We start from the raw sequence: 20,569 nt of genomic DNA on the forward strand, positions 1-20,569 counted from the left end.
CTGTGGCTGCGCCTGCAAGGTCAAAAGCAACGTCAACTGTGGCTGCGCCTGCAAGATCAAAAGCAACGTCAACTGTGGCTGCGCCTGCAACTTCAACAACTACTGTTATTAGTTAAGCCGTTGACATTCACATTCAAAAAAACCGTTCGTACTGAGTAGCCCGTCAGGGCGTATCGAAGTATCTGTATGCGGTTGGTGCATCTGTTTTAAAACACTGACGTGTACGCGCCTAGCTCTACTTGAATCGACTTTATGCGGGTGTAATGCTCTAGCGTCGTCAATCCATTTTCACGACCTACGCCGGATTGTTTGTAGCCGCCGACTGGCATTTCTGCAGCGGATTCGCCCCAGGTATTGATCCAGCAAATTCCAGCTTCTAATTGATGTATCACGCGATGGGCGCGGCTGAGATTTTCTGTTATCAGGCCTGCGGCCAGACCGTATTCGGTGTCGTTGGCGCGGCGGATGACTTCTTCTTCTTCGTCGAAGATGAGGATGCTCATGACGGGGCCGAAGATTTCTTCTTTGACGATTTTCATTTCGTCGGTGCAGTCGGTGAATACCGTCGGCTGTACATACGCGCCTTGGGCGTAGTCGCCGCTTGTTTCGCGCTTGCCGCCTGTGAGTAATCTGGCGCCTTCTGTGATGCCGGAGTCGATGTAGCCTAGTACGCTTTCCATGTGCGCGAAGCTCACTAGTGGACCGAAGTTGGTGTTGATGTCTTGCGGGTTGCCCAGACGGATGCGGGTGACGCGTTCTAGTACTTTTGCTTCGAATGCAGTTTTCAATGATCTGTGGACAAACACGCGCGTGCCGTTGGTACAGACTTGGCCTGAGCTGTAGAAGTTGGCCATGACGGCGACGTCGGCGGCACGGTCCAGATTGGCGTCGGCGAAAACGATTAAGGGAGATTTTCCGCCTAGTTCCATGGTGACTTCTTTGAGCGTGGAGCTTGATGCGCTGGCCATGACTTTTTTGCCGGTGGTGGTGCCGCCGGTGAAGGATATTTTTTCTATGCCGGGGTGTTCGGTGAGCCACGTTCCGACTTCACGGCCGCTGCCGGTTAAGACATTGAAGACGCCGTCGGGTAAACCTGCTTCGGTGTAAATTTCTGCCAGTTTGAGGGTTGTTAGCGACGTAACTTCGCTTGGTTTGAAAATCATGGCGTTGCCTGCAGCTAGTGCGGGGGCGGATTTCCATAGCGCAATTTGGATGGGGTAATTCCATGCGCCGATACCGGCTACGACGCCTAGCGGTTCGCGTCTTGTATAGACGAATGCCGATTCACGCAGGGGAATTTGCTGGCCTTCGATGGAGGGGACCAGTCCGGCGTAATACTCAAGTACATCGGCACCGGTAACGATGTCGACATAGCGGGTTTCTGAGAGTGCTTTGCCGGTGTCTAGTGTTTCGATGGCGGCTAGTTCATCGTTACGTTCACGCAGAATGTCTACAGCCCGGCGCAGAATACGTGAGCGTTGCATGGCGGTCATGGCGGCCCAGATGCGCTGGCCTTTTTTGGCGCTTGCCACGGCGAGGTCTACGTCGGCCTTGGATGCGCGCTGGACTTCGGCTAATACTTCACCGTTGGCTGGATTGATACTCTGGAAGGTCGCGCCGCTGGTTGCATTGATCCGGCGGCCGCCGATATAGAGTTTCTGTAGTGGAAAAACTGCCATATAAAGCTCCTTTAATTGATGTAGTAAAACCGTTGATCAACGTTTGCCAGCAAGCTGCAAATCCAGATATTCGTAGGCGATATGCCGTGCTGCGGCGACATCAAATTGTTCGCCCGATAGCGAGCCGCGCAACCATAAGCCGTCGATCATGGCGGCTAAACCGCGTGCGGCGTGACGTGCTTCCGGTAGCGATATTACGCGCCTGAACTGCGCGCATAAATTGGAATAAAGACGTTGATCATTGACGCGTTGCAGACGTCTCAAGGCGGGTTGATGCATGCTTGAGGACCAAAAAGCGAACCACGTTTTCATCACCGGTGCGCTAATTTGATTGTCGTTAAAGTTGGTATCGATAAGCGCCATGAGTTGCGCACGGGCGGTGTCGGCGCTGCCGGTTAATACTTGCCGACGGCGAAGCGCATCGTCACTGAGGTCACGCAAAATATGCCGCATCGTGGCTTCCAGCAAACCGCTTTTGTCCCCGAAATAATGGCTGATGATGCCGGTCGATAGCCCGGCCTGACGGGCAATGAGGACGATCGTGGCGTCGGCCAGACCGACCCTGTCAATCACGGCAAGAGTGGCCTCGATTAACTGTTGACGCCGCAATGGCTGCATTTCGTTTCTTTTCCGCACTTTTTCTCCGTCTGACTAGCTGCGCTTATTGATGGTACTGAGCAAGCGATGGGTGAGTATAGTTTAGATTGATTGGACGTTCAATCAATTTATTGGGTATAAAAAAACCAATCCGGGAAAGATTGGTTTTTTTTACCAGGCTAGAGACTGATCGATACTAATCACTCAAGGTAGCAATCACTGGCGCATGATCCGAAGGTTGCTCCCACTTGCGCGGGACTTTGTCTATCACGCAAGCGGTGCATCGTGCGACCAATGGCGGCGACAATAAAATATGATCGATGCGCATGCCACGGTTGAGGCGGAATCCCATGCGGCGGTAATCCCACCAACTAAAGAGTTTTTCGGCTTGATCAAACAAGCGAAACGCGTCCGTCAACTCCAGATTTTGCAAGCGGACAAAAGCTGCACGCTCTGGTGGCGAAACCAGATTCTCGCCTACCCACGCGGCTGGATCGTAGACATCGCGATCTTCGGGTGCGATATTGTAATCACCCATCAAGGCCAGATGCGGATGCTGTTTGCGCTCGCTATCGAGAAAATCATGCAAGGCGTCAAGCCATTTCAACTTGTATTGATATTTATCGGACTCCGGCGACTGTCCATTCGGAATATAAGCGCAGACGATGCGTATGCCAGCGATGGTGGCGGTGAGCAAGCGTTGCTGTTCGTCTTCGAATATCGGAATATTTTTGATGACGTCGGTGATCGGATGACGCGACACAATGGCGACGCCGTTATAGGTTTTCTGGCCGCTAAAGACGACGTGATAACCGGCGGCTTCTATCTCTGCCCGGGGAAATTTATCGTCCGTCATTTTGGTTTCCTGAACGGCCAGAATGTCGACTGGATTATCTGTCAGCCATTGCAATACTTGTGGCAATCGTACCTTGAGGGAATTCACATTCCAGGTTGCTAGTTTTATCATTTTTTTAAAGCCTTATTTAATGCAATCGTATAGCGGCAATCGTACAGCGGTATGACGTTTATTTTCAGAGGCGTTGATGTTACCGCATTAATGTAACCAAACCTTGCACATGTGCACACGCGCTAAGGCAGTTTAGGCTCCACATGTCGTTGCTGCGCTGCGCCACCACCAACACTACCAAATTGTTGTCATAACATCACCATGCAGCCCATCCCACATGACCACCGCAATAAATAGTTAACCGAGATATCTCGGCAACTCTGACAGGATGCGCTCAGAAACAACGCTCAATACAATCATGCCGCGCAATCGTTCGAAAAACTGCCTTCCATTGGGTTGAATTGGTCGCGTCAAAATGCAGTTTTATCGCAAAAAATAATTACATTTCAATTGCCAGGAGTTGACGATACTTCATTCACTTCTGACCTTGAGTTCTCATTCTAAAGACCAAATCAGCATTGACGTTTATTCAACGTATTAATTATTATGAAAGTCAGATATTTCTTAGAAAAACCCAGGTAACAATCCATAAAAACCAAGAAATATATTTACGGTGAATGCTCAGCCAGAGGCTGAAATTCATATATTAAAAATGCCAATCAGGGAGTATTCATCATGAAAAAAACCACACTCAAGGCCATGTTTATGGTGGCTTCAGTCGCTTGCTACAGCGGCGCCTTTGCCGGGACCAGTAGCGCGACGATGACCAATACGGTCAACATTACCAACAACTGTACCGTTAGCGCCAACGGTATCAATACTAGCTATGATCCGGTCCTGGTCAATGCCACAGTTAGTCAGTCGGCCACCGGTACCGTCACCTACCTTTGTACCATCGGTTCATCTCCCGTCGTCACACTTGGACAAGGTACCAATCCAGCTACCGGTTCGGTTGATGCAGCCCCCATACGTCGCCTGGCTAACGGAACGACCTATCTTAACTATGGCCTTTATCAAGACCTGCCCCACACTATAAATTGGGGTAACACTCAGGCCACCGCACCTCTTCCCATCGTCTCTCTGGGAGTCTCCACGTCAATTAATGTTTATGCCCAAATTCCATTCGGTCAGGAAGACAAAGCTGGAACTTATACGGATAACGTCGCCGTCACTCTGACGTTTTAATAGTGCATCGAACTATGGCGGGCAATCTTAAAAAATGGCAAGTTGTGCTTGCCATAGGACTTTGCATGGGCTTACAAAACAATAGTATGGGATCGTCGTTTAACGCCAATCCGATCGGCTTCAACCTGAGCGCAGAACGTCCATCAGGAGTGCTGCAAATCAGTAATACAGGCGATGATCCGATACGCATACAAGTGAGCCCGGTTGAATGGAAAACCGATGGTCATGAGGAAGTGTTAATACCAACGGATGCCTTGTTATTGAACCCGCCGATTTTTTCGTTAGAACCCGGGAAAGTCCAATTTATGCGCTTCGGTATACGCCATCCAGATCGGGCCGATACTGAAAAAACGTATCGGCTATTAGTGGACGAAGTCCCTGATAACGATCCAAAAGCAAATGGCTTAAAGACTGTCCTGCACATCAGCATTCCGATATTTGTGGCACCAAAGACGCTGCAGGGAAAAATTTCATGGGAGTTAAAGCAAGGCAAAAACGGCTTGGTGCTAGACGACAATAATGACAGCAACGTCCATAGCAAAATTCTCCAGATCCAGATCAACAACACCGACAACCCAAACACTAATGACGGCATAAAGATTACGCCTTCGTACGTTTTATCTGGCCAACACAAGGAATGGTCGTTGGATAGTGGAAAACTCCATGCAGGCAAGGTCAAGCTCCACATTCAGACAGACGAGGCAGAGACGGATGAATACCTCACGTTGGAGGCTGACCAACTACCTGGTCGCTAGCCTGATCGTATGCCAGCCCCCGATTGGGGCGGCGGCCGACACGACTACGGCGGAACAAGAGATATTGTTGGCCGTTACCGTCAACGACAAAAAAATAACCGATACAACGCTTATTCTGGATTCAACCGCGCACGGCATCATTGTCCCGTCACAGTTATTGACCGATGCCAGATTGCGTCTGCCTGACGTACCAGCCATCGATCACAATCACGAAAATTATTACCCGCTCGATGCGGTATCCGGTCTACATGCCGAGATCGACACGGCAACCCAAACGCTCAAGATTGCGGCCGCGCCAACTGCCTTCATCAGCTCGGCGTTCAATGCCGCCGATCATCAGCGCCTGGTCGCGCAGGCATCGGAAACCGGTGCTTTTTTAAACTACGATATCAATTACGCCAAAGTCCAGGGCCAAAGCCAGGACAATCTTTCCGGCCTTGTTGAGCTGGGTATATTCAGCGCCGGCGGTACCTATACCAGTCGCTTCATTAGCACGGGTGTGAACGGCGAACGCACCACATTCAGGTTAGACAGCCAATACAGCCGCGATTTTCCGGAACGACAAGCAACGATGGTCATCGGCGATAGTATTTCCGGTGCCAGTGCATTTTCGCGTCAGGTGTACTTCGGGGGCGTGCAATGGAAGACAAACTTTTCAGCAAGCCCCGGTTTTGAGTCGATTCCCCTACCCACTTTCAGCGGTACGGCAGCTGCGCCATCAACCGTCGATATCTACGTAGATAACATCTTGAAACTTCGCCAGGCGGTCGATACCGGCCCGTTTTCGATTAACAATGTGCCGGTCAATGCAGGTGAAGGCAATGTGAGGATGGTGGTCCATGACGTGCTTGGTCGCCAGCAGGTTTACACCCAAAATTATCTGGCTAGCGCGCTGCTATTAAAGGAAGGCACGCAGAACGTGTCCTACGAACTCGGCGTACTACGCAACAATTTCGGCAACCAGAATAGTCGCTACGGTCAGGCCTTCAGCTCTGGCACCATCCGCTACGGTATGCGCAATGACCTGACACTTGAAACGCATGGCGAACTCACGCTAGATGGGCAATCGCTTGGGGTCGGCAGCGCTGTTGCGCTCGGCAATATCGGCCTGCTTAGCGCGGGCCTGGCCGCCAGTAATCACGCAGGCGGCAACGGCACCCTGCAATATTTGCAATTCGACCATCAAGGCAAAGATTATGCGTTGTCAGCACGCGCCCAGACTGCTGGTGCGCGCTTCTGGCAGCTTGGTATGGGCGATAACATACAAGCCCCGGCGCAACAGATTCAGGCTCAGGCCAGTGTGTCGCCAAACGACCACTACAATTTCTCTATCGGTTACCTCAGCCAGGCCAATCGGGGCACGGATAATGTTCGCGCCGTCAATGCCGGTATTAACTTCAATCTGCACAACAGTGGCAGTATCAGCGTCGGTTTTCTCAAGTCGCTCACGCAAGATCGCACGCTTTCGGCCAATGTGGTCTGGGTCATTCCACTGGGACATCAGAGCATGCTTCAGGTGGCGCTCAGCGGTCAAAAAGGCAGCAAATCTCTGAGTAGCGAATATCAGCAGTCCGCGTCGTCAGAAGGCGGTTGGGGCTTCCGCGCACGCAAGGGTGTCTACGACAATAGTAGTGAAGATATTGGCACTAATTACATCACCCCCAATGGCGAATACATGCTCAATGCCAATCGTGCCAATGGGCTCAGTAACGTGCAACTGGAGGCACGCGGCGGCATCGCCATGCTCGACGGCCATGTCCGTGCTACGCGCTGGTTGGACCAAAGTTTTGCCATCGTTGAAGTACCGGTCAAGCAAGCCATCGATATTTATGCCAACAATATCAAGGTCGGTCAGACGGATCAAAATGGGGTCGGCTTTATTTCCCGCCTGATCCCTTACGAGGTCAACGATGTGCGCCTCGACGATGCCGGTATTCCACTATCCATGACCTTGGATCTGGCACATAAATCGATCGTCCCCGGTCCCAGATCGGCCAGTCTTTTGACATTCAGCGCACAACATCATCAAAGCGCGACCTTGACCCTGACGGATAAAAATGGCACACCGCTCGCCACAGGCACGCTGGTGCATGTTAATGAAAATAGTACCGCTGAGGTCGCATTAAACGGACAGGTTTTCATACCCGACATCGCCTATCCGGCCACCATCGTCGTTGACAGTGACAACTACCATTGCCGCATGAAGATTGCTGAAACACAGACGGAGGCATTCCCGGTATTAGGGCCATTTGTTTGTAGCGAGGAGAGCAAATGAAATATCGATTCAAGTCTCTGCTATTGATTAGCGTATCGACAGGCGCACTGATGCTCCCGCTGAGTGCGCACGCGCTACTGGCTAGTTGTACGGCCTCCCTCGTCGGCGCAGGGATCGCATTTGGGTCTTATGCTTCGCCCGGCAGCGCCAATAGCGACAGTACCGGCACAGTGCGCATCACCTGTAATGGCGTCGGACTATTTGTCAGTTACACCGTTACTCTGGGGACCGGTAGCGGCAGCTACGCCAACCGCACACTAAAATCCGGCGCCAACTTCCTCAACTACAACATGTATGTCGATGCCACCCGCCTGCAAGTCTGGGGCAATGGCAACGCAGGCACCTACGCCTTAGGTAACAGCTATCTGATTGGCTTTGGTCCGGTGACCAACAATTACACCGTCTATGGCCGCATACCCGGCAGCCAGAGCAAACCAGCCGGTACCTATACCGACTCCGTTATCGTCACCGTTACTTACTGAATACTGGCGATCTGCTTTGATCGTGAATCAAAAGACGTCATCAGGACTTACGCAAAATCGTTCCGGCAAGGCAGACTTTTGATGCCAGTACGCCGTACGGCAAGGCGGGCGTCACCTGTAACGGGGTCGGACTACTCGTCATTTACACCATCATCTTGTGAACCGGAGGCGGCAGTTACGCCAACTGCAAATTGCTATCCGGCACCAATTTTCTTCGCTACAACATGTATCTCGATCCCACTCGCCTTCAGATCTGGGGCGACGGTAGCGCAGGCACCTCCACGGTCACCATGCCTACACGCTTGGTCTCACTTCGGGGACAACCCCCTTCACTATCTTTGGCCGCATCCCGGGAGATCAGAATCAAGCCGCCGGGACGTGTACCGATACGGTCATCGTCACTGTCACTTACTGAGACTTACTGAGCTCAGTGCGGCCTGCATCAATTGGGCCGCTGCGCTATGATCGGTGCTTGCGTTTTATCGGCCTTCGTTTTAACCCACCATCTACAACCCATTGGAGAATATGAATGATCTATGAAATGCGAACCTACTACTGCGCACCAGGACGACTGCCCGCACTCAATGATCGCTTTGCGACGATCACACTTCAGTTCTGGGAGAAATACGGGATACGGCAAGTCGGGTTTTGGACTACGTTGGTCGGGGCGAGTAACCAGACGCTGACTTACATGTTGGCGTGGGAAAGTTTGGCGGAGCGCGAAACAAAATGGAACGCGTTTGCGAGTGATCCTGAGTGGCTGGCTAAACGCGCAGCAACCGAAGCGTCGGCGATCATCGTAGAAAGAATTGAGAATCAGTTTCTGACACCGACGTCTTACTCCGCCATGCGTTGAACCTGGAAACACATTTTATTCAAAGCGGTATCAGCACAATGATGGATCGACAATGGATCAACAACGACGTTGATCCATTTTTTTGACCGCTAACGATCACCGTCAACAACTACATCAAGCGTATTTTTCAAACCGCGCGCAGCAAAAAAACGGCGCAAAATTCCAGTCGAATAGTGACTCGCCACACCCGCCAAAAATGCGCCGAAATCAGTATGTGCACTGGCATCGGCGCGATCCGAAATAGTCCGCAAGACGGCGTAAGGCACGCCATACTCAAAACATATTTGCGCCACAGCAGCCCCCTCCATCTCCACAGCCAAAGCATGCGGCAAGGCCGATAAAATACAGTCAGCCTTGATGCTATCGGCGACAAATTGATCACCACTGACAATCATCCCGACATGCAACGCTGGCTGCGCTATACCAAAACTCTTACGCACTTCGGGCAACACAGCATGCTGCAAATCTTCTCGGAGAAAGACTGCAGCAGCAGCTGTAAGCTCGATGCCAAGTGCACTATGTGCGTCAAATGCAGACATCCCCAATAGCGGCACCTCGTGCTGCGCAAACAACGGACGCGCGTCCAGATCGTGTTGCACCAAACAATCGCCGACAACGATATCGCCGACCTTCACCTGCGCCCCGATGCCACCGGCAAGACCGGTAAACACAATTTCGGTAACACCAAACTCCCGAATCAATGTCACCGTCGTCGCCGCCGCTGCGACCTTGCCGATTCTGGCAAGCACGACCACGCACTGTTGCCCATCAAAGGTGCCGACGTGATAATCGCGCATACCGATACGTTGGACGTGATTACCACTCTCTTCGGTCATGGCGCGAATCAATGCGGCGACTTCATCGTGCATCGCCGCTACTATTCCAATCGTCATTTTCTTTCCTGTTTTCTGTTGACCGTCGCAACAATATCGTCACTGATGCGGCGCGAGTTCATGATCGTGGTGTGTATCGACGGCACGACAATCAAAGGAATGCTGCCTAATTGGGTTTCCGCAACGGTCAGAATGCCATCATTGAGTTCATCGCCAAAGGGCGACCAGCGCCCACGCGGGCCAGCGCTTCCGGCATAAATGGTCGTGGGGACGGTGGGCATGGGCAACTGCGCGATCCACTCGCGCTGCGTCAAAAGCTGGCCCATCTCTCCCGTCATCAACTGAAACAAACGCCAACGCGAAAAGGTGCGCGCTATCCGACTAGCCTGCATCGGCGGAGCCAGAAAAAAACAGGCTTCCGGCTGCTGCGCCAGTCCTGGCAACACCGCCCGAATCAACACGCAACCCAGCGAATGACCGATCAAAATAATGCGCTGTCCTTTGCTGTTACGAGCGATAAATTGATGCAGACGCGCCACACACGGATGCCAGCGCTCGAAGGCTGCTGAATAACCAAACACTGTCGGGCGCAAACCTGCGGCACGCAAACGCCCGGCAAGAATCAACATCGACAACGGCGTGCGCCCCATGCCGTGAATCAGAATGGCGCAGATGGGTTGGTCGGTTGGATTGGCGTCATTTGTGGTGACAGCATCGGTGTTCATGATGGCGCTTATTTACTCCGCTTATGTGTAAAGCTTATCTATCACGTTTCTGCAATTGTTTTTCAAACGCAACATCCAGCTTACTGATCCGCTTAGGGGTTTGCGGTCCATACGCATTAACGAACTTGACAAAGGCATCGAGCTCCAACGGCTCGCTGACCCGAATGGGATCGGCTTCGCCTGCGTTTTGCGCAAGAATAAAATATTCGCTTGCCGTTCGAATCATCGAATAGCGGTGTTCGGGACTACGTGCATTGAGACGCTCGACGGCGTAAGTGGCACGGGTTGATCGCATTGATTGCTCCTTAGATAGTGCGAAGACTCTGAAAGCGCACGCGCTGGCTGGTAATCGGATCTTGAAACGCAATCGATTTCGCCAGTAATTTCAGCGGCGACGAATAGTCATCGCCTTTGCACGGCTGGTTATTCGGGTAAAAAATATCGTTAACAATCGGCATCCCCAGCGCGGCCATGTGCACGCGCAACTGATGTTTCTTGCCGGTCAGCGGATGCAATCGATACAGACTATTTTCCCCGCGCTGTTCGATGAGATCAATCTGCGTCTCGGAATTAGCCTCACCGTCGACCTCCTGCATCCGAAAAAAAGGCGTGCCCTCCACCATCCGGCTCCGATGCACCAACGGAAAATGCAACTGCGGCATAGTCGGGGCCAGCGCCTCATACACCTTATCCACCAAACGCTGCTGAAATAGCGATTGATACGCCCCACGGCTAGCCACATCGCAAGAAAAAATCATCACCCCGGCGGTTTCGCGATCGAGTCGGTGTATTGGCGTGAGCTCAGCCAGACCGGTTTTCTTTTTCAGTCGCACCAGCAAAGTCTCATGCAAAAACCGGCCCGCCGGAATGACGGGCAAAAAATGCGGCTTATCGACCACCAGCAAACGCGCATCCTGATACAGAATCACTTCTTCAAACGGGATCGGGGTTTCGGCTTCTAACTCACGATAATAATAAAGACGACATCCATGCCGATACGACGCAGTCGCCGTCAGCCGCACGCCGCGATCGTCCATCACCTCACCCTTATCCATGCGCGCCATCCAGACAGCACTGGCAATCGCAGGAAAACGCTGCACCAAAAATGTCAGCATATCCGGCCAATCCCCAACCGGCAGCCAGACATAACTGGGGGCGACGCCATCAACGACGGGTAATGGCGGCGGCGGATGTCCAGCGTTATCGCTGACAACGAAAGGCATCAATCCAGCATTCGTCATCGCAGCACCAATTGCCAGTAACCAACATCGAGCCAGGTTGCCGATTTTCTGCCGACCTCACGAAAAACGCCGACCTTTTCAAACCCCATTTTTTCATGCAACGCCACGCTTGCCGGGTTCGGCAACGCGATCCCGCCAATGACGGTATGCACCGACGACTTACGCAATTCTGCCAACAAGGCGCGATACAACATCATCCCCAATCCTTTGCCAGCGGCAGCATCAGACAAATACACCGAACTCTCCACCGCATGCGCATACGCCGCCCGCGCCCGCCATTTGGTGGCGTAAGCATAGCCGTGAATCTGCTCGCCTTCAGCGCAGTCTTTAACGCATACCAGCCATGGAAACGTCGCCGTGATATCCGTGATCCGCTGCGCCATGTCTGAGGGCGTAACGATCTCGGTCTCAAAGCTGATATTGCTGTGCAATACGTAGGGGTTGTAGATGCGGCAGATAGCTGCGGCATCGCCAGGCGTTGCTGTGCGGATGATATGGAACATGGTAGTCAATGAAAGAGATATATCAACTGGCGATCTGGCTGCATCAGGGATCGAACCAGCAAGATGGCGCAATAATAGTGCGCTATTGTTGCCCAACGAATCAAGCGCTATGCAATCAATCATGCACCAAGCTATGGTCCGCTGGTCAACGCAGCAAAATTTAACCAGTCGACACAGGATTTATGAAGAAAAGACGATACTGTATCTTCAAATTGATCGAATAATAGCTGACTATTAGTCAAGAAGTCGGTGAAATATGGATTACTCAGGTCATTTTGCAGCCGACTCCCCTAAGTCCGACAGGCTCCTCGCCTGTGACCGGCGAGCCAGAACCATAGTGAGTTTTGTGTCGAATAGAAAATTATTTTTATTCGATTATTAAGGCAAGACTGATTATCTGACTCTTGAAAAATAGTCAAAATGGCTATAACCAAATATTCACCGTTTAGCGTTAAAGCACTTAATTGCTTGATTTAAAAGGCTATTTTTAATTATTGAATCATATTTTAGATTTGTATTAAAGCACTCAAGCCCAATACGGAACGTAGCGCGCATAGCGAGTTGAATTCGAATCCGAATCGTCCTGTTTGATGAACCCGGCCTCTCTGGTAGCGCTAATGACAAGAGAAACCGAAGCAGCCTTTGATTCTGTGACCTTAAATCGTTCACGCAGGGTCTGATTCGACATGCTCTGGTTGCTCACATACAACAAACAGCAATGTTGATAACAGGCCCGAATACGGTCTGTCTTGCTCATATCGGAAAAATCCTTATGCGCAAATAAAATAGCAGCGGTACGCGTTTCTCCCACCCGAAAATCCGGTGCAGGCAACAGATATCTTTCTGCTGCTTGCACTACCTTATCGATGCCACTGCCTTTTTCTTCGCAAATCCCTAGTCGTCGCATAAAGTCTGCCAGCCGTTCGTTACGCGAACGAAATTCATCAATAAATCGATCTATCTTGATGGTAGGTATTCCAGGATTCGATATTTCAACCCGGTCTGAATACATTTCGATCATCACCGAAGCCCCAGTAATGCTGAAATCCTGATGTACCAGTGCGTTAGCAATTAACTCTCGCAGCGCCTGCCGGGGAAACATCTTTACTTCTTCGCGCACGACCTGTTCAACGAAGTGATTTTTTGACGCCGATGAGTGCACAAAACCGAGCAAACCCTCAAATCCAATGGCATAACCCTGCAGGCCGGTCCTCTCATTACGCGTCTCTAGTTTATTCACGCCTTCGTAAATAACTACTCGCGGTGCCTTGCGCGCCAACTCCGGGGAAAATGCATCAAGACGCTTGGCAATCAAAACGGCGGCAAGATTAGTAATTATCCAGCCGCCATCTTTTGCATAAATCAACCCCTCACTAGCCAAGCGCTCCAGCACGCCATCACGGCTAGTAGGATAAGGCAAGCCCATCAGATCAAACAACGCCTGCGTATCCAGTAACGCCACAACATCATCCGGCCCGGCATCCACTTTGGCTGCAAGGGAAAACCAGTCCGGTGCACCCTCATCAAAAATACGCCGTAGCTGATCAGGCGTCATTGGCGACAACTGCTCGCCAACTCGCATCAAATACGCGCCCTCAAAATTCAACAGCTGACCTGTCGGGCGCGACGGGATCTGAAACACCAGCACCCTGCCATCCGGATGTTGTAATTCTTGAATATCTACACGAAAATTCAGCGCTTTCAGCATTGTGGATTTTGTGTCGCCAATGTTCAAAAACGCTTTGGTATTAACTACCTGGTGCGGTAATTTGTCGCTGACCCCCAGCACCAGATAACCGCCACCCTCGTTCGCAAGCGCCACGCAATACTTGAAGAGCTTGACTATCTCGTAATGCTGCTTGGCTTCCTTGAATTCGAGATGTTCGGTTTCCGGCACGCCATCGAGCCAGCGCTGGAGTTGGTCGAGAGCGATCATGCGGTGGCACAAAGTGATTTTTTGATGTCTTCGATCATGGCAGGGGCTAAATAGTAAGTATTGCCGCCAGCCCTGACTCACTCCTAGAGGGCTAGCGCCTCACGAATCTGCTGCAACGCGCCCGGGTCTTCAATCGTCGTCAAGTCACCCGGATCGCGGCCTTCGCAAATTGCCTGTATCAAACGGCGCAGCAATTTTCCAGAGCGGGTCTTCGGCAACAAGCTCACGAAATACACCCGCGCAGGCCGGCCGACCGCGCCGATTTGCTTGTCAACTGTGCCCATGATGTCTTTTTCCATCTTGTGTCGAGCTGCGTCATCGATCAATCCACTGGCATCCTTGAGGATCACAAACGCCACTGCAACCTGCCCTTTCAACTGATCCTCCACGCCGACCACCGCCACCTCGGAGACATTGGAGTGGCTGGAAATACTCTCTTCAATTTCCCGCGTGCCTAACCTGTGACCGGCGACGTTGATGACATCGTCGGTACGTCCCAAAATAAAATAATAGCCATCTTCATCGCGCACGCCCCAGTCAAAGGTGGAATAGAGCCGACGTTCAGACCCGGACCCGGACCAATATGTGCTGATGTAACGCGCATCGTCTCCATAAATAGTTTGCAGACAACCGGGCGGCAACGGCCCTTCGACCACCAGCACGCCTTTCTCGTTGGCGGCGCATAGTGCGCCGGTGCTTTCGTTGACCAGTTGGATGTTATAGCCGTACATCGGCACGCCGGGGCTGCCCAGACGAGTAGGTTTGTCTTCGATATTTTTGGCAATCGTCATCATCGGCCAGCCGGATTCGGTTTGCCAGTAATTGTCGATAACTGGCACGCCGAGCCCCTCAGCAATCCAGTTTGAAGTCGTTTCGTCTAGCGGTTCACCGGCCAGAAACAAGGCTTGCAGCGACGAGACATCGTATTTTTTGAGTAATTCCGGCGGCTGCTTTTTTAAGACCCGAATCGCCGTCGGGGCCGAGAACATGTGCGTGACTTTGTATTTTTCGACGATGCTCCACCAGACGCCACCATCGGGAACAATCGGCAATCCCTCGTACAGAATCGTCGTCATACCGGCAATCAACGGTCCGTAGACCAGATAAGAATGACCGACTGCCCAACCGATATCAGCAGTACAGAAAAAAGTACCGCCTGCTTTGCCGCAAAAAATATAATCCATCGAAGTCGCCAACGCGACCGCATGACCGCCCACATCGCGCTGCACGCCTTTGGGTTTGCCGGTGGTACCGGAGGTATAAAGCACATACGACAGCGCATTTGATTCCAACCAGACGCATGGCACGTGCGCCTCCAGATGCAGTGCGCGTTGCCCGGCGTAATCGAGATCCCGGCCAGCGGTCATCGGCATATCAGCCAAGCCGCGATTGACCATTAAAACGTGGTTCGGTTTGTGCGATGACTGCGCGATGGCGTCGTCCAGCAAACCTTTGTAGGGCATCACTTTGCCGCCCCGCGACCCGGCGTCTGCCGAGACGATTAAGACTGGCTTCACATCCTCAATCCGCGTCACCAGACTATGCGCGGCAAAGCCACCGAATACCACAGAATGCACCGCGCCTATCCGGGCGCAGGCCAGCATCGTGAATATCGCTTCGGCGATCATCGGCATGTAAATCAACACGCGGTCGCCCAGGCCGACGCCCAGCGCTTGCAGAATCGCTGCGGTGCGGATGACCTCGGTCTGGAGTTCGCCATAGGTATAGACGCGCTCAGTATTGGTTTCAGTCGAAATGGCGATCAGTGCCGATTGCTCGCCACGGGTAGCGACCCAGCGATCGACGGCGTTGTGGCACACATTCGTCGTGCCGCCGACAAACCATTTAGTGAAAGGGGGATTGCTGTAATCGAGCACCTGGCTAAAGGGATGATGCCAATCGATTCTTCTGGCTTGCTCGGCCCAGAAAGTGTCTGGATCGTTGATTGAACGTTGGTACAGGCTAGCGTAAGTCATGCTGTCTCCTTGCGTATGTGGACGAGGCCTGAAAGCACTTGCGAACGCAGCGCTTGTAGCGTTGTCCTTATTAGAAAATCGATTGCACAGATGCTGCTATTTTTATTTTAGTGACAGCAAAAATCGATACGGATACAAAAAGAGCGCTATACGGTAAAAATTACTTTATAGCGCCCCGGTTAATACAGTTAATACCTAGATTTAAATGACGTACAGATCCATGTATTCATTGACGGCCATTGCTTCAAGCTTTTTCTGATCCAGCGATACTTCCAGAATTTTTTGCTGTTGCTTGACCGGGAACTGACGCGCCAGATTAATTTTGAACTTCTCTTCCAGTAATGGAATGCCTTCTTTGCGGCGACGTGCGTGACCGACCGGATATTCAACGACGACTTCTTTGAGTTTCTTACCGTCTTTGAATTCGACCGTCAATGCATTGGCAATCGAACGCTTCTTAGGATCGTGATAATCCTTGGTGAAGGCTGGATCTTCCACACAGACAATCTTGTCGCGCAGCACGTCGATGCGTTTGTCGGCGGCGATGTGATCTTCATAATCACCGGCGGTCAGACGACCGTGAATGAGCGGTACGGCAACCATGTACTGGATGCAATGATCGCGATCGGCTGGATTGTTGAGCGGGCCTTTTTTGTCGATGATGCGGATGCAGGCTTCGTGCGTGCGGATCGTAATCTTCTTGATGTCGTCCACTGATTTACCGGCTTTTGCTAATTGCTGGTTCAATGTCATCGCCGCTTCAACCGCTGTTTGCGAGTGGAATTCGGCTGGGAACGAGATCTTAAAGAGTACGTTTTCCATCACATACGATTCGTATTTACGTTGGAATTTAAACGGCTGGCCTTTAAATAAGACGTCATAAAAACCCCAGGTTTTAGCGGTTAGCACCGATGGATAACCCATCTCGCCGGTCTTCGCCATCAAGGCCAGACGCACCGCACGCGAAGTAGCATCGCCCGCCGCCCACGACTTGCGTGAGCCAGTGTTTGGTGAATGACGATAGGTGCGCAACGATTGACCATCCACCCACGCCAGTGAGACGGCGTTGAGTGTTTCTTCACGGGTTAAGCCCAGCATTTCGGACACAACAGCGGTCGAGGCAACTTTGACCAGAACAACGTGATCCAGACCGACTTTATTGAACGAATTTTCCAGCGCGATACAGCCTTGAATTTCATGCGCCTTGATCATGCCGGTCAACACGTCTTTCATGGTTAACGGCTTTTTGCCAGCGGCCACTGCATTGCGTGAGAGCCAGTCGGCAGTCGCCAGAATGCCGCCCAGATTGTCCGACGGATGGCCCCATTCAGCAGCCAACCAGGTGTCGTTAAAATCGAGCCAGCGGATCATCATGCCGATATTGAAGGCAGCCTGAATTGGGTCCAATTGAAATTGCGTACCCGGTACTTTGGCACCGTTGGGCACGATCGTGCCCGGTACGATGGGGCCCATCAATTTTTTGCAAGCTGGATATTCCAACGCTTCCAAACCACAACCCAGCGTATCGATTAAACAGTTACGCGCAGTGTCGTAGGCAACTTTCGAGACAATTTTGTACTTGGTGACGTAATCGACGATATCGACTAGTACCTTGTCGTATTTTGGGCGGACGTTGGAGATATGAGCAGACATTGTTTTCCTTGTTGTTGAATGATTGATGCTGGTATTTTGCTAGTATTTAACACTTACTTGTTACCGAAACGCATTAGTACATTACTTTTACTGATGATCACTATTTAGGCTCAGCGCACGTTGCATTCATTTGCTAATTGTGCCCCCTGCCGGGTATTGAGCAACATCGACTTGGCGGGAATCTGTATCCAGACCAGACCGCTGGCCTGATTTTCGAAACGTACCGCACCGGTAGTGGTCGAGACCGGCAACATCGCGTATTTAGTGCCTCTCCAGGTCAGGCTGACATCGTCTTTGCTATCGGAGACAATCTCAACTTTATTCCCCTGCGCGCAATTAAATGCGCCTGTCACCAGCGTCGCTGGCGCAATCCGTGCTGCGGCTGTCGGCATTGCTTCTGCCGGTTCCCGCGTCTCAGACAGCGGCACCGATGATCCACATGCCGCCAGCAAAGCGGTCATCGCTAGCGCTGCGGTGGCGGTAATCATTCTGGCTGCTGAATGCATACTCGGATTGACTCCAATCTTTGGCGCGTTCATATACATCTCCTGAAAAAGTATGAGGGCGGACGGCAATTGGCTACCGATACGTCCACCTCTATTCAGAATGTCAGGACGTTTATTTTCGCTCGCCAATTGGTACAAATTTTAAATCTTCCGGACCCACATAATTCGCCGACGGACGAATAATTTTGTTATCGATGCGTTGCTCGATCACGTGCGCAGCCCAGCCTGAGGTGCGCGCAATTACAAACAAGGGCGTGAACATTGCGGTTGGCACATCCATCATGTGATACGACACGGCGGAGAACCAATCCAGATTAGGGAACATCTTTTTGATATCCCACATCACCGTCTCAAGACGTTCGGCGATATCAAACATCTTGGTCGTACCGGCTGCTTGCGACAAATTGCGCGCCACTTCCTTGATCACCTTGTTACGCGGGTCGGAGATGGTATAGACCGGATGGCCGAAACCGATCACGACTTCCTTGCTCTCTACACGTTTCTTGATATCGGCCTCAGCTTCATCAGGATTGTCGTAACGCTTTTGTGTTTCGAACGCAACTTCGTTGGCACCGCCATGCTTAGGCCCGCGCAATGCGCCGATGCCGCCGACAATCGCAGAATGGATATCGGCACCGGTCCCGGCGATAACGCGGGCCGCAAACGTGGAGGCGTTAAATTCATGTTCGGCGTACAAAATGAGCGAGGTGTGCATCGCTTGTTCCCACTGCGCCGATGGTTTTTTACCGTGCAGCAAATGCAGAAAATGCGCGCCTATCGATTCGTCATCGGTTTCAACATCAATGCGCTTGCCGTTCTGGCTGTAGTGATACCAATACAGCAGCATCGATCCCAGCGACGCCATCAAACGGTCCGCGATATCGCGCGCGCCCGGGGTGTTGTGATCGTCTTTTTCCGGCAAGACGCAACCCAGCACCGAAGCGCCGGTGCGCATGACATCCATGGCGTTCGATGATGCTGGCAGTGTTTCCAGAGCGGCTTTCACACCCGCTGGCAAACCGCGTAAGGATTTGAGCTTGGCTTTGTAGGCCTTCAATTCGGCGCTGGTTGGCAGTTTGCCGTGGATCAGCAAATGCGCGATTTCTTCAAATTGGCAGGTATCGGCGATGTCCAGAATGTCATAGCCGCGATAGTGCAAATCGTTGCCGGTTTTACCGACGGTGCACAAGGCGGTGTTGCCGGCGGTAACGCCTGAGAGGGCGACCGATTTTTTGGGTTTGAATGGTGTCGGTGCTGTATCGACAGTGTTTTGCTCACTCATGCAATTTCTCCTGATGGTGGATGTACTAGGGTGCGTTGACATATCAATTTAAGAAACCCGTTCTTACTGAGTAGCCCAAAGGGCCTATCGAAGTACACACCTGCGTGGGTGATTCTTCGATACGGCACTTCGTGCCTACTCAGTCCGAACGGCTTGATGAAATTTTTATGGCAATAAAATGCGTCACAATTACTTCGCTTTTTGCTGTGCAAATAACGCATCGAGCTTTTGTTCAAAATCGTAATAATTAATCCGTTCGTACAATTCAACCCGGGTCTGCATCGTCTCCACCACATTCTGTTGCGTGCCATCGCGACGCACTGCCGTGTAGACATTCTCAGCCGCTTTATTCATCGCCCGAAATGCCGACAACGGATACAGTACCAGACCGACATCGACGGTCTTCAACTCTTCAACCGTGAACAACGGCGTCGCACCAAACTCGGTAATATTGGCCAATACCGGCACTTTGAGTGCAGTGGCAAAGGTTTTATACATCTCCAACTGCGTAATCGCCTCAGGAAACACCATGTCCGCGCCCGCTTCGACGTAGGCCATTGCGCGATCCAATGCTGCATCCAAACCTTCGACCGCCAGCGCATCGGTACGCGCCATGATCACGAAATTCTCATCGGTACGGGCGTCTACAGCGGCGCGGATACGATCGACCATTTCTTGTTTGCTGACGATCTCTTTATTAGGACGATGACCGCAACGCTTGGCACCTACCTGATCTTCGATATGCATCGCCGCCGCGCCGAACTTAATCAACGATTTGACCGTGCGCGCGACATTGAAGGCTGATGCGCCGAAGCCGGTATCGGCGTCCACCAGCAGCGGCACGTCGCAGACATCGGTAATCCGGCGCACGTCGGTGAGCACGTCGTCCAGACTCGAAATACCCAGATCAGGCAAACCAAGCGAGCCAGCAGCGACACCGCCACCGGACAAATAAATTGCCTTAAATCCAGCGCGCTTAGCCAGCAGCGCATGATTGGCGTTGATGGCACCGATGACTTGCAATGGCGACTCGTCTTGCACGGCCTGGCGAAATGCTGCGCCTGCGGAATAGTGGGTCATGAATTTACCTTGTGTTTGTTGAAACTGTTTCAGTTAATCGGTCTACGTGCGGTCTACGTTTGATTTGCATTCCATTGCAATCACCGTGCCAGACAGAG

General features: G+C 51.9%; 19 protein-coding genes and 2 pseudogenes. 7 read left to right on the forward strand and 14 right to left on the reverse strand.

The window, feature by feature from the left end; all coding sequences use genetic code 11:
* Positions 1-206: 206 nt before the first annotated feature.
* The 3 genes from betB to xth all read right to left on the reverse strand — a co-directional run bounded on the left by betB (position 207) and on the right by xth (position 3,240).
* Positions 207-1,679 (reverse strand): betaine-aldehyde dehydrogenase, encoded by a 1,473-nt coding sequence (gene betB / locus ACVBEF_RS06585; protein WP_447123139.1) that lies wholly within the window; start codon positions 1,677-1,679, stop codon positions 207-209.
* Positions 1,680-1,715: 36 nt separating this feature from the next.
* Positions 1,716-2,297 (reverse strand): transcriptional regulator BetI, encoded by a 582-nt coding sequence (gene betI, locus ACVBEF_RS06590; RefSeq protein WP_447123193.1) that lies wholly within the window; start codon positions 2,295-2,297, stop codon positions 1,716-1,718.
* 175 nt (positions 2,298-2,472) lie between these two features.
* Positions 2,473-3,240, reverse strand: a complete 768-nt coding sequence (gene xth, locus ACVBEF_RS06595) for an exodeoxyribonuclease III (RefSeq protein ID WP_447123194.1) — start codon at positions 3,238-3,240, stop codon at positions 2,473-2,475.
* Between the two features lie 648 nt (positions 3,241-3,888).
* On the opposite strand from xth, the gene ACVBEF_RS06600 reads away from it, so the two are divergent.
* From ACVBEF_RS06600 to ACVBEF_RS06630, 7 genes and pseudogenes are all read left to right on the forward strand, one after another.
* On the forward strand, positions 3,889-4,368 hold the full coding sequence (locus tag ACVBEF_RS06600) for a Csu type fimbrial protein (protein ID WP_447123140.1): 480 nt from the start codon (positions 3,889-3,891) through the stop codon (positions 4,366-4,368).
* Positions 4,369-4,433: 65 nt separating this feature from the next.
* On the forward strand, positions 4,434-5,123 hold the full coding sequence (locus ACVBEF_RS06605) for a fimbrial biogenesis chaperone (protein WP_447123141.1): 690 nt from the start codon (positions 4,434-4,436) through the stop codon (positions 5,121-5,123).
* Positions 5,080-7,398 (forward strand): fimbria/pilus outer membrane usher protein, encoded by a 2,319-nt coding sequence (locus ACVBEF_RS06610; RefSeq protein ID WP_447123142.1) that lies wholly within the window; start codon positions 5,080-5,082, stop codon positions 7,396-7,398. Before ACVBEF_RS06605 ends, ACVBEF_RS06610 begins: the two co-directional genes overlap by 44 nt.
* Positions 7,395-7,880, forward strand: a complete 486-nt coding sequence (locus tag ACVBEF_RS06615) for a Csu type fimbrial protein (RefSeq protein WP_447123143.1) — start codon at positions 7,395-7,397, stop codon at positions 7,878-7,880. Before ACVBEF_RS06610 ends, ACVBEF_RS06615 begins: the two co-directional genes overlap by 4 nt.
* A gap of 191 nt (positions 7,881-8,071) precedes the next feature.
* A pseudogene (locus ACVBEF_RS06620) lies at positions 8,072-8,158 on the forward strand (Csu type fimbrial protein); the annotation flags it as partial.
* A gap of 41 nt (positions 8,159-8,199) precedes the next feature.
* A pseudogene (locus tag ACVBEF_RS06625) lies at positions 8,200-8,295 on the forward strand (Csu type fimbrial protein); the annotation flags it as partial.
* Positions 8,296-8,409: 114 nt separating this feature from the next.
* Positions 8,410-8,736: an NIPSNAP family protein gene (locus ACVBEF_RS06630; protein ID WP_447123144.1), complete on the forward strand. Its 327-nt coding sequence runs from the start codon at positions 8,410-8,412 to the stop codon at positions 8,734-8,736.
* 89 nt (positions 8,737-8,825) lie between these two features.
* On the opposite strand, the gene ACVBEF_RS06635 is transcribed toward ACVBEF_RS06630, so the two are convergent.
* From ACVBEF_RS06635 to prpB, 11 genes are all read right to left on the reverse strand, one after another.
* A complete protein-coding gene (locus tag ACVBEF_RS06635) occupies positions 8,826-9,629 on the reverse strand; it encodes a 5'-methylthioadenosine/adenosylhomocysteine nucleosidase (protein ID WP_447123145.1) in 804 nt (267 codons plus the stop codon).
* On the reverse strand, positions 9,626-10,294 hold the full coding sequence (locus ACVBEF_RS06640; RefSeq protein ID WP_447123146.1) for an esterase/lipase family protein: 669 nt from the start codon (positions 10,292-10,294) through the stop codon (positions 9,626-9,628). Before ACVBEF_RS06640 ends, ACVBEF_RS06635 begins: the two co-directional genes overlap by 4 nt.
* Positions 10,295-10,328: 34 nt before the next feature.
* A complete protein-coding gene (locus ACVBEF_RS06645) occupies positions 10,329-10,589 on the reverse strand; it encodes a hypothetical protein (RefSeq protein ID WP_447123147.1) in 261 nt (86 codons plus the stop codon).
* A 10-nt stretch (positions 10,590-10,599) separates the two neighbouring features.
* Complete coding sequence (locus ACVBEF_RS06650; protein WP_447123148.1) at positions 10,600-11,535, reverse strand: pseudouridine synthase; 936 nt, start codon at positions 11,533-11,535, stop codon at positions 10,600-10,602.
* The gene (locus ACVBEF_RS06655; protein WP_447123149.1) at positions 11,532-12,161 is read right to left on the reverse strand and encodes an arsinothricin resistance N-acetyltransferase ArsN1 family B; all 630 of its coding nucleotides are present in this window, start codon (positions 12,159-12,161) and stop codon (positions 11,532-11,534) included. The genes ACVBEF_RS06650 and ACVBEF_RS06655 overlap by 4 nt, the downstream gene beginning before the upstream one ends.
* A 403-nt stretch (positions 12,162-12,564) precedes the next feature.
* The gene (locus ACVBEF_RS06660; RefSeq protein ID WP_447123150.1) at positions 12,565-13,974 is read right to left on the reverse strand and encodes an ATP-binding protein; all 1,410 of its coding nucleotides are present in this window, start codon (positions 13,972-13,974) and stop codon (positions 12,565-12,567) included.
* Positions 13,975-14,057: 83 nt separating this feature from the next.
* Positions 14,058-16,040, reverse strand: coding sequence for a propionate--CoA ligase (locus tag ACVBEF_RS06665; RefSeq protein WP_447123195.1), 1,983 nt, complete (start codon positions 16,038-16,040; stop codon positions 14,058-14,060).
* Positions 16,041-16,151: 111 nt separating this feature from the next.
* Entirely contained in the window at positions 16,152-17,603 is a 1,452-nt protein-coding gene (locus tag ACVBEF_RS06670; RefSeq protein ID WP_447123151.1) for a bifunctional 2-methylcitrate dehydratase/aconitate hydratase, read from the reverse strand.
* A 110-nt stretch (positions 17,604-17,713) separates the two neighbouring features.
* Positions 17,714-18,142 (reverse strand): hypothetical protein, encoded by a 429-nt coding sequence (locus tag ACVBEF_RS06675; protein ID WP_447123152.1) that lies wholly within the window; start codon positions 18,140-18,142, stop codon positions 17,714-17,716.
* 79 nt (positions 18,143-18,221) lie between these two features.
* On the reverse strand, positions 18,222-19,391 hold the full coding sequence (prpC, locus tag ACVBEF_RS06680) for a bifunctional 2-methylcitrate synthase/citrate synthase (RefSeq protein WP_447123153.1): 1,170 nt from the start codon (positions 19,389-19,391) through the stop codon (positions 18,222-18,224).
* Positions 19,392-19,580: 189 nt separating this feature from the next.
* Complete coding sequence (prpB, locus tag ACVBEF_RS06685) at positions 19,581-20,471, reverse strand: methylisocitrate lyase (RefSeq protein WP_447123154.1); 891 nt, start codon at positions 20,469-20,471, stop codon at positions 19,581-19,583.
* Positions 20,472-20,569: the final 98 nt, after the last annotated feature.

The organism is Glaciimonas sp. GG7 (assembly GCF_052976905.1).